This window comes from Burkholderia sp. GW821-FHT14F03 (genome assembly GCF_058803765.1).
The window spans coordinates 15,022-28,239 of record NZ_JBXAPG010000026.1 but is presented as its reverse complement, the minus strand read 5'-3'; the positions used below and the strand labels follow the sequence as shown (position 1 = coordinate 28,239).

The following is a 13,218-nucleotide window of genomic DNA, read 5'->3' as shown; positions in this document are numbered from 1 at the left end:
TCAATAAACCGTTTGCGATGCGCGACAGGTCAGCGCCTCGTTGTGGACCGTGGCGGAGCCGATCTGGGCGCCGAGCAGGTTGAGCAGCGGGACGACGAGCGCGTCGAGGGTGCTGTATAGCGGCGTCAACAGCGGCGTCAGGGCGCTGATGATCGAACCCAAGCCCTGCGCCCCCAAGGCGAGCGGCAGTCCCAGGATCGTCACCGTCAGGCCGTTTGGCGAACTCAAGCCCTGAGCAAGACTCTGCACCGCGTTGCCCAGCACGGAACCCACCGCGTTCGAGTTCGCCGTCTGGTAATCATCCGAATCGCCCGTGATCCCATTGAACGTCAAGGTGGCCGCGCTCGACTGCGGCAAGGTCGCGATCGCCTGGATATTCGCCTGGATCGTGATCAAATTGAGAATCGAGACGATCGTTGCGCTGTTGCAGCCAAACGCCTGACTCGCATTCAGGCCGAGCGGCGTGCCGATGCAGAGGTTCGCGAGCCCGGGCAGCACGCCGACCACCGCCGTGCTGGCGGCGGTCGTGGTCGCACAGTTGGTCGACTGCAACCAGGCCGTACCCGGGGCGATCTGCAAGGCCACGGGCAGCTGGACGCTGATCGGGAGCAAGTTGCCGACTATCGCTCCCAGCAAGCCCAACCCGGCGGTCGCCAGATTCGCCGTCCCCAGCCCGATATTCAGGTACAGCCGCACCGCCGCCGTCCGGGCCAGCGTCCGCCACTGGCCGGTCGACGGATTCATCCCAGCCTCGCCCACTGCCAGTACCGGCGGCTCGATGATCTGCACCTGCAAGGTCACGCCCTGCCCCGCCAACTGCAGCCCTGTCGCCAACTGCACCGCCGGCTTGCCCGCCGCCGCCACCTCGGCCGAGACCATGATCGCATCGAACACGTTGATCTGCGCATCGACCGCCGCCTGCGTATTCGCGAGCCCGACTGCGATGACGCCCGATCCGCCGTTGCTGCTGCCGACATTGATCAGGTTGCCGCCCGGAACCTGCGCATTGACGATCGTCTGCATCGCGCCGATCGCAGCCTGGAGGTTCGCATTGACGACCTGCGTGCGCGTCAGCGCGTTCAGCATCAACTGCATGAACTGCCCCGCCGTCACCGGCAGCGAGAGCAGTTGATCGACCGTCCCCACGCCCGCCGCCACCATCAGATCCTGGATCTTGATCGTCGAGCCGACGAGCGCCTGATACGACGCCACGCTCAGATTCAGGCTCGTGCCGAGCAGCGCGTTGAGCAGTTGGTTGACCGCGCCGTTCTGCAGGCTCGCGAGCGTCGTGCCGATCGTGAACTGGTCGGTGTTGGTGGCGCGCGCGGTCGACACCGCCTGCACCGTGCGGGCCGGCCCCATGAAGAAGTACGGCACGTTCTGCGAGACGGTCACCTGGACCGCATTCAGCTGCGTCCCGCCCACCGAGAAATAGCTGGGCGGCGCGTTGTTCTGGATATCCCAGCGCCCGCACGCGACCTGCAGCGTGCTGGAAAAGCCGTTCGCGGTCGCGTTCTGCTGTGCGGTCGCGGTCGGCTGGATGCACTGGTCGTCCATCTTCTGCGCGGCCGCAAGCGCCGACATGTCGGCGACCCTTTGCAAATTACGCCGCACGTAGAACACATTGCCGATGTCGATGACACCAAGCACGATGGTGGCGACGAGCAGCCACAACACCGCCATCACCGCGAGCGAGCCGCGTTCACGCCGGCTGCCGCGTGGCGGCCGGCGTTTCAAGGTGCGGGCGTGGGACATGATCGCCTCACTGTGACGAGGACGCCGGCGTCAGCGAAGAACTGCTGCTGCCTCCGCCGCCGCTCGAGGACGCCGCCGAGCCGAAGAATTCCGGGATCTTGTTCTTGAACGAATCGAGATAGCGCTGGTACGCCAGCGACGCAGCCGCGCCGAGCATCGGCTGTTCCTGCACGGCGGCCCGGTTGCTGCCCTGCAGGTCGAGCCACGCCAGCGTCGCGTGGCCGATTTCCGAGGCGGGCGGCGTCGCGTTGACGGGCGCGGCCTGGGCGGGCTGAGCCTGCGCCTGCGCGCCCGACGCGCCGAGTGCGCCCACCAACAGCATGGCACTGATCCACCGGCGCCGCGTCGCGGCCCGGTTCGTCGCATGGTCGAATACGTGCGTCATGATCATCCCCCGGTAAATGGCCACCCTCTCAGCGCGCGAACCGCTGCAACAGCGGCACCGTCGGATCGAAGGCCTGCGTGCTGACCCCGCTTGCCCCAGCCCCGGCCGCCGCGGGCGCGCCGGCCAGCGGCGCCTGCGGCGCGGTGGCGCGTTCCCGTGCGCGCATGGCCGCGCTGATCTTCGCCGCGTCGTCGCGGATTTGCGCGCGGACCTCGGGCGCCAGCTTCTGCTCGTTCATCAGCCCGAGGGCCTCGCGCGCATGCCCGTTCGCGCTCAGGAACAACGCGAGGTTGCTCAGGATCTTCGGATTGCTCTGGTCCAGCTCCGCCGCCTTCATCAGCGGCACCCGCGAACCCGCCACATCGCCCTCGCGCATCCGCGCATAGGCGAGATCCGACAGCGTCAGCGGGTCGGTCGGTGCAAGCACCGACGCCTGCGCCAGTTCGCGCGAGGCCCGCGCGAAGTCGCCCGACGCGCCCGCCAGCAATCCCAGCCCGCGATATCCGCGCGCGGCGAGCGGCGTGTTCAGCAGCTGCTGGTAGGCGGCCGCGCTCGCGACCGGCTGGTCGGTCGCGCGCAGCGCGTCGGCGCGCAGCAGAATCGTGTCGGGCAGCACGCCGTACTGCTTCTCGTAGGCGTCGATGTGCGCGAGCGACGCGTAGTACAGCCCCTGCGCCTGCATCCGCCCGATCAGCCCGAGGTACATGCCGGGCGTGTCGGGCGTCGCGTTCTTGTCCGCGGCCGCCTGCATCAGCGCGGCCCGTTCGGCCTGCGGACCGATCCCGTAGCCCTGCTCCTTGAACGCGCAGCCGGCCAGCGCCAGCGCGCACAGCGCGAGTCCCGCGAGCATGGGCGATGAAGCGGATCGTTTCATGATGTCCTCTCGTTGCGCGGCGCGCTCAATGGCTCGCCGCCTGGCCAAGCGTATGCAATACGGCGAGCATCCCGGGGCCGGCCGTCACGATGAACAGCGCCGGCAGCAAGGTCAGGATCATCACGCCCGTCATCTTCACGGTCAGCCGGCCGATCCGCTCGCGCAGCATCGAGCGCCGTACGTCGCGCAGCCGGTCGCCGAACTGCTTGAGCGGCTCCTGTACCGCGCCGCCATGTTTATCCACCTGGATCAGCAGCCGCACGATCGCGCGCAGATCCTCGTTGCCGAAACTCGTCGCGAGCCGCTGCAGCGATTGTTCGCGCGTGCGCCCGGCGCCGAACTGCCGCTGCGCGATCCCCAGCTCGGACGACAGCACCGGCAGCATGCCCTTGAAGTCGTTGATCACGACCTGCATGCTCTGGTCGAGCGACAGGCCGACGCCCTGCAGCAGCCGCAGCATGTCGACGAGCAGCGGCAGTTCGTCGACGACCGACTGGCGGCGCGCATTCGCGCGGCGCCGGATATAGACCTTCGGCAGCATGAAGCCGACGATCATCGCGACGCCGACCCACAGGGTCCAGCGGCTTTCCTGCACGCGCCCGCTGATCAGCACCGCGACCACGATCGGCAGCGCGAGCGCGCAGACGATCCGCGCGCTCAGGAAGATGCCGCGGGTGCGCGTGTCGACGTAGCCGCACTGTTCGAGCAGCCGCCGGTCCTCTTCCGCGACGATCCGCTGGCCGATCCGCGTATCGAGCAGGTCCATGCCGATCTTGCCCGCGCGATCGAGCAAGGTGGCGAAGCGCTGCCGCCCGGCGGGCGGTTCGTCGGCCGGCTGCGCGCGCGCGGCCGGCGCACCTGCCTGCACGGCGCGCGCGGCGGCGGCCTCGACCGCCGCCGCGCGCTGATCGAGCGCCTCGACCAGCGCCTTTTCGCTGCGCTGGACCAGCACGGCCCGCAATACGGCGAGCACGGCCAGCAACAGCACGCCGAACGCACCGAGACCGAGGGCAATCGCACCAAGACGGCTGGAATCCATCGTCATCACCTGAGGCGGGCAAGCCGGTACAGCCAATAGCCGCCCGCGATCTGCAACAGGAACGCCACGTAGACCAGCTGGCGACCGAACTCGTCGAACCACATCGCACCGAAATATTGCGGACTGGTCGCGATCACGAAGCAGCCGATCCCGACCGGCAGCAAACCGAGCACCCAGGCGGACAGCCGGGTCTCGGCGGACATCGCGATCAGCTCGCGCTCCGCCTGTTCGAGATCGCGCATGAACACGGCCATGCGATCGAGCATCACGTCGGCGCGGCCGCCGTACTTCACGGACAGGCGCAGCACCGAGCCCACCAGTTCGAATTCGCGCACCCGGTACAGCTGCGCGATGTACACCATCGCGCGATCGATCTCGACGCCCGAGCGGAGCATCCGCGACACGTGGTCGAGACAGCCGCGCAGCGGCGCCTCGGTCACCAGCAGCGCGGCCTGGAACGCAGCCGGCACGCTGTTGCCGAGCGTCACGAGCCGCACGATGCCGTCGAGGAACGACGGCAGCTGACGGACGATCTGCAGCCGGCGCCGCTGCATGCGCGACACCAGCCAGAACACCAGCAGCGTCACGCCGCCGATCAGCGTCGCGCCGGCGGCGAGCAGGCCCCCTTCCGCCCACGCCCACAGCGACAGCACGACGATCACCACGAGCAGCAGGATGATCCGCCCCCGGACCTCGTCAAGACCCGCGCGATTCGAGAAATTGAGCCACGATTCGAGCAGCTGTTCGCGCCAGCGCGCCCAGCCCGCGAGCGTCTTGCCCGCGCTCGCGGGGCGCGCCGCCGCCTTCGGCGCGGCGGCAGCGGCCGCCGCGCCCGGCTTGTCGACCGGACGCGCCATCGGTTCGAGCCGGCTGTCGATGAAGCGCGCGGTATGCGCGCGCTCCTGGCGCGCGTCGCCGCGCCGCCACAGCGCCAGCGCGCCGGCCGCCAGCACCAGCGCGACGACCAGCACCCAGAGGGCGGCGCTAGACATTGAAGCCTCCGCCGCCGCCGCGCCCGAAGCCGTCGCCCGCGGCCGCGCCGCCCGCCGGCGCGAGCGTCTGGCGGAAGCGAGTGAGCTTCGGCGAATGCGGATGGATGCCGAGCGACTCCCAGGCGTCGACTTCCTCGCCGTCGGCCATCACGCGCGGCTCGTAGCGATACAGCTCCTGGGTCGCGATGATGTTGTCGGACAGGCCCGTCACTTCGGTCACCGACAGGATGCGACGCCGCCCGTTCGAGAGCCGGCCGATCTGGACGATGAAATCGATCGCGTTGGCGATCTGCCGGCGCAGGCTCGACTCGGTGCCCTGGAAGCCCGCGAAGCCCGCCAGCATTTCGAGCCGGTACAGACATTCGCGCGGCGAGCTGGCGTGCACCGTGCCCATCGACCCGTCGTGGCCGGTGTTCATCGCCTGCAGCATTTCGAGCACTTCGCCGCCGCGCACTTCGCCGACGATGATCCGGTCGGGCCGCATCCGCAAGGTGTTGCGCAGCAGGTCGCGAATCGTCACGACGCCGCTGCCGTCGAAGCCGCCCGGCCGGCTTTCGAGCCGCACCACGTGGGGGTGGTTCAGCGACAGCTCGGCCGTATCCTCGATCGTCACGACCCGCTCGACCTCCGGGATATGAAAGGCGAGCGCATTCAGGAGCGAAGTCTTGCCGGAGCTGGTGCCGCCCGACACGAGGACGTTGCAGCGCGCGGCGACGGCCGCCTGGAGCAGCGCGCCGATTTCGTCGTTGTAGGTCCCGTTGCCGAGCAGGTCGGACGGCTTGAGCGGATCCTTGCGGAATTTGCGGATCGACACGATCGGACCGTCGATCGACAGCGGCTCGATCACGACGTTGACCCGCCCGCCGTCCGGCAGACGCGCGTCGACCATCGGATTCGACTCGTCGAGCCGGCGCCCGATCGGCGCCAGGATCCGGCGCACGATCCGCAGCAGGTGCGCGTTGTCGGTGAAGCGCACCGGCAGCTTCTCGAGGATCCCGTGGCGCGACACATAGATGTCGTTGTAGCCGTTGATCAGGATGTCTTCGACGTGCGGATCGGCCAGCAGGTCCTCGATCGGCCCGAACCCGGCCAGCTCCTTGGTCAGGGCCTCGGCGATCGTCCGCACCTCGTTCTCGTTGAGCGGAATCCGGCGCAGCCGGACGAAGCTGTCCATCTCCAGGTCGACGAACTGGTTGATCGCCTGCCGCGACCAGCGGCCGAACTCCGCGCCGAGCTCCTCGATGCGGGTCAGCAGATGTTCGTGCGCCGCGTTCTTGATGTCGTGGAACTGCTGCGACTGCGAGAACGGCGCGGCGCCGTCGGCGAATTGGATGTCGTGTGCCATCGCTTAAGACCGCTTGGACGAGAGTTGAATGAAACGCTTGAGCGCGGACAGACCGCTTGCCGCACGCGGGCTGCGCGGCGCGGCGCCGCTCGCGAGGCGCTCGACGAGCGGCTCGAGAGCGCGCACATAGGGATCGCGCTCGGCCGTCTCGACGATCAGCCGTCCCTGGTTCGCCGCATGGCCGATCGGCACGCGGCGCGCAGGCAGCGTCGCGACGAGCGGCAGGCTCAGGCGCTCGGCGATCTGCGCGGACGCGAGCCCGAGCGCCGGGTCGTACTGGTTCACGACAAGCCGGATCGTCTCGGCGTGCACCCCGGCCTCGCGCAGCCCGTCGAGCAGTTCAACCGCCGACACGACCGAGGCCACCCCCTGATCGCACACGAGCCAGGCCTCGTCGGCGACATTGGTCACCTGCGAGACGAACTCGCGGTTCGAGAAGCCGCCGAGGTCGATGATCTGGTGATCGAAGAATGCGCGCAGCCGGTTCACCAGCCCGACGCACGAGGCATACGATACGTCGCGCAGGTCGGCGAGGTTCGGCGGCAACGTGGTCAGCGCGACGCCGCTGGGATGACGCGCGAGCGCCGTATTGACGAAGGTGCGGTCGAAGCGGCGCAGATTGCGCACCGCCTCGACGAAATGAATCTCGCAGCGCGTGTTCAGGAACAGCGCGCCGTCGCCCGCGGGCAGCCCGAGATCGACGAGCGCGGTCTGCCGCCCCTGGCTCGCCGAACGCTTCTGCAGCAGCACCGACAGGTTCGCGGCCAGCGTGCTCACCCCCATGCCCGCGCGTGCGCCGAGCAGGACCGTGACCTTGCCGTGCCGGATCGCCGGCTCGCCGAGATGGTCGAGCAGACCGCGCGTGATGCGCAGCGCATCCTCCCCCGGCGCGCCGAAGTCGACGAAGTCGCGCACCCCGGCGCGCAGCGCGGCCAGCGCGCTCTCCGGCTCCGCGAGCGAACCGAGCGCGACCACGGGCAAGCCCGGGTGGGCGGCGCGCACCGCGGCGGCGGCGATGCTGGCCGCCGCCGCGCGATCGGCCGAGAAGTCGATGAACACCAGCGCCGGATTGAGCCCCGTGATGCGCTGCGCGAGCGCCGCCGGGTCGAGCGGCGACGCCTCCACCGCGCCCGCCGAGACCAGTGTCTGCGCGAGCCAGCGCACGTGCTCGTCATGCGACGAGGCACACACGAAATAGTCGGTGACGGCGGGTTCAGCCAATGACTGGGTTCTCGCGTTCATGTTGAACACCTCCGGTTACGCGCGGCGCGCCCGCGCCCCGCGCAGCGGCACGCAATCCCGCTGCGCCCCTGGCATCGCGGCGCAGCGCGCTCATTTCGAAAATCCCGGGCCGATATCCGGCGACAGCACGCCGCCCAGATACGACCGCCACACCGGCCCGTCGCGCTGCTCGGACAACTCGCCCGGCGTCGCGGGCAGCGGCGCGCCCTGCGCGATCGGCGCGACCAGGTGCGGCGTCACGATGATCACCAGCTCCTTGTCGTTCTGCTGATAGCTGAGGTTCTTGAAGAACGCCCCGATGATCGGCAAATCGCCGAGGAACGGCACCTTGTTCAGATTCGACGTCGTCTCGCGATCGATCAGGCCGCCGATCATGAAACTTTCCCCGTCGCCCAGCTCGACCGTCGTGTCGGCGCGCCGCGTCGTGAGCGCCGGCACCTGGATGCCGTCGATCGTGATCGAGTGCACGAAATCGAGCTGGCTCGACTCCGGCGCGACCTTCAGCGCGATCCGCCGTGGGCTCAATACGGTCGGCGTGAGCGTGAGCCCGACGCCGTAGGGCTTCCAGTCGATCGAAATGGTGCCGAGCGACTGCGGCACCGGCACCGGGATCTCGCCGCCCGCGAGGAAGCTCGCGCTCTGGCCCGACAGTGCGACGAGCGTCGGCTGCGCGAGCACGCGCGCGAGATTGTTCGCCTCGAGGATCGACAGGTCCGCGAACAGCCCGCGCGACGCGGAGCCGACGATCAGGTTGAACGCGGATGCGATCGGAATGTTCGCGTTGATCGAGGCCGTCGACGAGGTCCCGCCCGTCACCGACTGCAACCCGGACGGCGCGAACGAGCCGAACGTGAAGCCGTTGTTCTGCTTGAAGAGGTTGATACCGGCCTGCTTGATCACCGAGCGGCTGAACTCGACCACCCGCACGTCGACCTGCACCACGCTCTTGCCCGCGATCGTCGCCGCGTCGATCACCGCGCCGTCCTTGCTGACCATGGTCCTGGCGATCGCCAGCGCGTGCTCGTGCGAATCAGCCGACGCGGCGGAGCCGGTCACCACCGCGGTGCCGTTGAACGACCTCACGCTCGGCCCGCCCTGGCCGGACAATGCGCGCGCGGCGCCGCTGACGACGTTGACGTTGTAGACCATCGGCTCTTCGCGCCCCCGTTCCCACACCATGACATTGGTCGAACCCGCTGCCTTCGCGACCAACAGCACGCCGCCGCGTCCGCCCTTGACGACCAGCACGTCCGCGACGCTCGGATCGCCGACCGCGACCCGCTGCAGGTCGCGACCGCCGGCAAGCTGACGCTGCGCGCCGACCGACAGCTCGATCGTGCTCTCGCCCGCCGCGCCCGCGCCGGACACGACGAGCAGCGCACATACCGCAATGACCAATGCAATCAATTTATTTTTCATTGTGTCGGAGACCGCGTTGCGGCCTTCTCCCTACCGTCACTGGTTCAACTGCCCACCACCTCGATCAATAGGCGACCGTCTCGGCCCGCCCACCCCGTATGACCTCGATGCTGCCGCCCTGGCGCGGCGCAGCGTTCACGCGCGGCTTCGGCGCGGGCGCGCTGTCGCTGTGCGACAGATCACCCAGCACGAGCCCCAGCGCGGCCTGCGCCGACTGACTCTGGCTCGGCGCCGCGCGGATCGCGACCGTCTGCGCCGCGACCTCCTCGTCGCGCGGGCTGCGCAATGCAAGCACCAGCCGGCCGCTCGCCTCGGCGAGCGTCAGCGCGTCGACCTGCGCGGTCGGCACGGCCAGCACCGCGGTCCGCGCGGCGGAACCCGTCGGGCCGGTGGTGCCGTCGCGATCGGCGGTCGCATCGCCGAACGCGAGCACCCGCACCCGCGACAACAGCAGCCGCGCCTGTGACTTGGCGATTTCCGAGCCGCTCATGCCGAACCCGCCCTCGCGCTTCAGGCTCACGAACACGTCGACGAAATTGCCGGGCCGCAGCCGGCTGCCCACCGCGTTGGCCTCGTCGACCTTGACCGCGACCGCGCGCTCGCCCGGCGCGATCTGGTCGGCGAGCCCGGACATCAGCGCGGTCTCGACCACCGGCGCCTGCGCGGCGATCGCATTGACCGGAATCCGGCCCGCGACCGCCGCCGGATCACCGAACGCGCCCGGCGGCAACGCGCCCGCCTGCTGGATCTTCAGCGCATCGAGCGGAATCGGCTGGCCGGCGGGCAACGCGCGCACCGCGACGACGAGCGGGAAGCTGTGCGCAGGCACCGCCTGCACGATGGTCGTCGGGGCCGGCTGCGCCGGCTTGCGGCCGAGCACCCACGCATAGATGCCGAGGAGGACGGCGATCCCGATCAGCAGTCCCGCGATGATCTTCGTCAGATTGTTGGCCATGGTGTTGTTGTCGGAACAGCGAAAGAAAGGCTGAAACAAACCGGTCGCGTCAGGTTCCGCGGCGAGCGTGCCGTTAACGGCGCAAGGGCGGGCTCCTCATATGATCGTGGCGGGATTGATCTCGACCGTCGCCTGGCTCGTCAGCGTCGTCGGCAATGCGCCGGTGAACAGCGCGATCGTCGGCACCAGCGGGCTGCTCGCATACGGATAGGTGATCGTGACCTGCACGCAGTACATCGTCGCGTCGAACGAACACGGCTGCTGCGCGACGCTCGTGCAGGTGGCATTGGTCGACAGCCAGCCCGTCAGGCCGTTGGCGGCGGTGCAGGCGGCCGTCGCGCGCAGGCCGAGCGCAGCCGTGGGCGTGGTCGCCACCTGGTAGTTGAGCGCGGCGCGCGCGCCTTCGGTCGCGGCGAGCGTCAGGCTCTGCTGCGCGGCGAAGATCATCCCGTAGGTGACGATCGCGTAGAAGATCACGAAGAACAGCGGGAACAGGATCGCGAATTCGACCGCCGTCGCGCCTCGCTGGCGCCGGCTCCACAGCCGTGGCGTGATGGCAGGCTTCATTGCGCCCCCCCGGTGTAAGTAAGGTAGGCGAGCCAGCAGGCTGCCGGCACGACCAGGCACGCCGCATACGGCGTCGAGCGCCGCGCGCCCAGGGCGAAGGTCGGCGTGCCGCCCCGCCACAGCGTGACGAGCGAAGTCCGGGTCAGCAGCATCACGCCGAGCGCGTGGAGCCCCGCGGCGATGCTTGCGACAATCCACAGCCACGGCAGCGCGCTGATGCCGCACCAGGCGCCCAGGACGGCAAAGACCTTCACGTCGGCCGCGCCCATGACGCGCAATGCAAAAAATGGAAACAGCGAGACCAATCCAATACCGCCGCCCAACAACGCGCCGGAAAGCGTGGTACCGAATGGATTATGTCGGCCAGCTGTAAATATGAAAACCGCAATCAATCCGGAAATCACGAGCGCATTGGGAATACGGCGGTCGCGGCAATCGTCGATCGCGACTGCGGTAGCCCAGGCGAAAAAGAAAGCAACACTGAATAAGTGAACCATTTCAGCCTCAATCGCCCACGCAACGGTACGCGGATTGCCGAAGCAATCCGCGATTCGTAATAACGCGTAACAATCCAGTGCGTTATGCCGTCGGCAGCTTCGCAACGATGCTGGAGAACACGGCGTTCAGCGATGAGCCGAGCGTGCCGACGCTGGTGGCGATGACGACCGCGATCAGACCTGCGATCAGACCATACTCGATCGCGGTGACGCCCGTTTCTTCCCGTAGGAAGCGATTCATCAGTGCTTTCATGGTGATCCTCGTGCCTTGGAGTTTTCGTTGGCCCTAATGCGCCTCGCATAACGGCCCACTTTGCCGCATCGTCGTCCCCGGCGACGTGACAATTTCGTTATAGCTCGTATTTCAGGAGCTCTTCACAATTTGAAGCAAGTTAACAGTCATCGCTATAGCGTCCTCCTCGTGTACCAATTCGTACAAACCTTGCACGGACGAATCTTATATCCGAACCTCTTTGCCTTCCAACTTGTTTTATACATTTCGTTCAGACAATCCAACGTCACGTACACCTTATTTGTACGGCTTTTCGGTAGCACTTACACATAGGACTTACGATAGGTTAGATCTGCCAGCCTAATCCATCTATAAAACAATCGTTTCAAATTTCGAAGCACTGACTGCGTTACGCGATGTGCGTAACGCAAAACCCTCGGCGTTACGTTACGTACCCCGTGCGACGTATCGTCGTATTGTTCATTTCATCTGGTTTTCTCCTCGCGCCGCAGGGTAGGGAAATCCTTGCTGGACAAGGACGATCGTCCGTTTTTCGCGTGTTCCGAACAGACAGTCGAATGGTGTGGCACGGCAGTTGCAGGGTGGATATCGCGGTAACCACACACACACCACATGACAGCAACGCGAGGATGATATGGACACCCTGACTTTTGTACATGGCACGCTCCGGACGACTTTGATCGCGGCCACCGTGGCAACCATGCTTACCCTGACCGCTTGCGGCGGTTCCGGCACGCTCAGCTCGGGGCTCGGCGGCGGCTCCAGATCCGGTACGTCGGGCGGCGTGACCACCACGACGTCGGGCACCTCCTCCGGCTCCAGTTCCGGCACCTCGGGTTCCAGCTCCGGGACGTCCGGCTCCAGCTCGGGCACGTCGGGCTCGAGCTCGGGCACCAGCTCCGGTACGAGTTCGGGAACCAGTTCCGGCACCAGCTCGGGCACCGGCGCATCGGTCAACGCAGTCGGCTCGGTGCTCGCCGGCACCGGCAACATCGTCACGAATGTGGGCGCAACGGTATCCGGCGTCGGCACCGTGGTCGCCAATCAATCGCTGCCCGGCGTCAGCCCCCAGACGACGCAATCGCTCGGCGGCGTCGTCCAGCATGTCGGCGGCGCGGTCAGCGCGCTCGGCAACGGCCTGAACAGCGGCCTCGGCCAGCTCGGCGCCACCGCCAACCCGCTCGGCACCACGCTGGCCAGCACGGGCAACGTGGTCGGACAGCTCGGCGACGCGGTCACCAGCACCGGCGCCCTCGTGACCAGCCTCGGCAGCGGCCCGCTCGCACCGCTCGCGCCCGTCACCTCGGCCGTCGGCGGGCTCGTCGCCTCGCTCGGCAACTCGGTCACGACGACCGGCACGAATCTCGGCGTCGCGCTGTCGACCGGCCCGGTGCAGCAACTGACGCAAACGGTCAGCTCCGCCATCACGCCGATCACGACGATGGTCGGGAATACTACGCAAACGGTCGGCAACGCAACCGGCCTCGGCGCGCCGGTCAACACCCTGCTCGGCACCATCGGCAACGGCCTCAATCAGGCCGGCGCCCTGCTCGCATCGACGGGCGGCAACCCGGTGACGACCGGGCTCGGCGGCACCGTGTCGGCGACCGGCAACACCGTCAAGTCGGTGGGCGGCCTGCTGTCCGGCACCGGCGGCGCCAATCCGCTCGCGCCGATCACCGGCATCGTCAACGGCCTGACCGGCACGCTCGGCGGCGGCGTCGGCGGCGGGAGCGGCGGCACCAATCCGCTTGCCCCCATCACCGGCCTCCTCTCGACCGTCACCGGCGCACTCGGCGGTGCGACGGGCGGCGCAGGCGGCGCCAACCCGCTCGCCCCCGTCACCGGCCTCGTCTCGACCGTCACCGGTGCGCTCGGCGGTGCGACGGGCGGCG

At 68.1% G+C, this 13,218-nt stretch carries 13 protein-coding genes; 1 reads left to right on the top strand and 12 read right to left on the bottom strand.

Features of this window, described 5'->3' with window-relative positions:
- The 12 genes from AC1RQF_RS18710 to AC1RQF_RS18655 all read right to left on the bottom strand — a co-directional run bounded on the left by AC1RQF_RS18710 (position 1) and on the right by AC1RQF_RS18655 (position 11,323).
- On the bottom strand, positions 1-1,755 hold the full coding sequence (locus AC1RQF_RS18710) for a TadG family pilus assembly protein (protein WP_274003533.1): 1,755 nt from the start codon (positions 1,753-1,755) through the stop codon (positions 1-3).
- Positions 1,756-1,762: 7 nt separating this feature from the next.
- A complete protein-coding gene (locus tag AC1RQF_RS18705; protein ID WP_492872668.1) occupies positions 1,763-2,077 on the bottom strand; it encodes a DUF3613 domain-containing protein in 315 nt (104 codons plus the stop codon).
- Positions 2,078-2,168: 91 nt separating this feature from the next.
- On the bottom strand, positions 2,169-3,014 hold the full coding sequence (locus AC1RQF_RS18700) for a tetratricopeptide repeat protein (RefSeq protein ID WP_274003537.1): 846 nt from the start codon (positions 3,012-3,014) through the stop codon (positions 2,169-2,171).
- Positions 3,015-3,039: 25 nt separating this feature from the next.
- Positions 3,040-4,053, bottom strand: a complete 1,014-nt coding sequence (locus tag AC1RQF_RS18695; RefSeq protein WP_274003539.1) for a type II secretion system F family protein — start codon at positions 4,051-4,053, stop codon at positions 3,040-3,042.
- 5 nt (positions 4,054-4,058) lie between these two features.
- On the bottom strand, positions 4,059-5,045 hold the full coding sequence (locus AC1RQF_RS18690) for a type II secretion system F family protein (RefSeq protein ID WP_274003542.1): 987 nt from the start codon (positions 5,043-5,045) through the stop codon (positions 4,059-4,061).
- Positions 5,038-6,390, bottom strand: coding sequence for a TadA family conjugal transfer-associated ATPase (locus tag AC1RQF_RS18685; RefSeq protein ID WP_274003544.1), 1,353 nt, complete (start codon positions 6,388-6,390; stop codon positions 5,038-5,040). The genes AC1RQF_RS18690 and AC1RQF_RS18685 overlap by 8 nt, the downstream gene beginning before the upstream one ends.
- 3 nt (positions 6,391-6,393) lie before the next feature.
- Positions 6,394-7,632, bottom strand: coding sequence for a fimbrial protein (locus AC1RQF_RS18680; protein ID WP_274003546.1), 1,239 nt, complete (start codon positions 7,630-7,632; stop codon positions 6,394-6,396).
- 90 nt (positions 7,633-7,722) lie between these two features.
- Complete coding sequence (locus AC1RQF_RS18675; RefSeq protein ID WP_274003547.1) at positions 7,723-9,051, bottom strand: type II and III secretion system protein family protein; 1,329 nt, start codon at positions 9,049-9,051, stop codon at positions 7,723-7,725.
- 64 nt (positions 9,052-9,115) lie between these two features.
- Entirely contained in the window at positions 9,116-10,006 is an 891-nt protein-coding gene (gene cpaB / locus AC1RQF_RS18670; protein WP_274003549.1) for a Flp pilus assembly protein CpaB, read from the bottom strand.
- Between the two features lie 96 nt (positions 10,007-10,102).
- Complete coding sequence (locus AC1RQF_RS18665; protein WP_274003551.1) at positions 10,103-10,573, bottom strand: TadE/TadG family type IV pilus assembly protein; 471 nt, start codon at positions 10,571-10,573, stop codon at positions 10,103-10,105.
- Positions 10,570-11,070 carry an A24 family peptidase gene (locus AC1RQF_RS18660; RefSeq protein WP_274003553.1) on the bottom strand — a complete coding sequence of 167 codons (501 nt, stop codon included), beginning with the start codon at positions 11,068-11,070 and terminating at the stop codon, positions 10,570-10,572. Before AC1RQF_RS18660 ends, AC1RQF_RS18665 begins: the two co-directional genes overlap by 4 nt.
- Before the next feature lie 82 nt (positions 11,071-11,152).
- Entirely contained in the window at positions 11,153-11,323 is a 171-nt protein-coding gene (locus AC1RQF_RS18655; protein ID WP_274003555.1) for a Flp family type IVb pilin, read from the bottom strand.
- Positions 11,324-11,957: 634 nt separating this feature from the next.
- On the opposite strand from AC1RQF_RS18655, the gene AC1RQF_RS18650 reads away from it, so the two are divergent.
- Positions 11,958-13,218, top strand: a 1,261-nt coding sequence (locus tag AC1RQF_RS18650) for a collagen-like triple helix repeat-containing protein (protein WP_492872667.1), incomplete at its 3' end; no start/stop codon positions are given.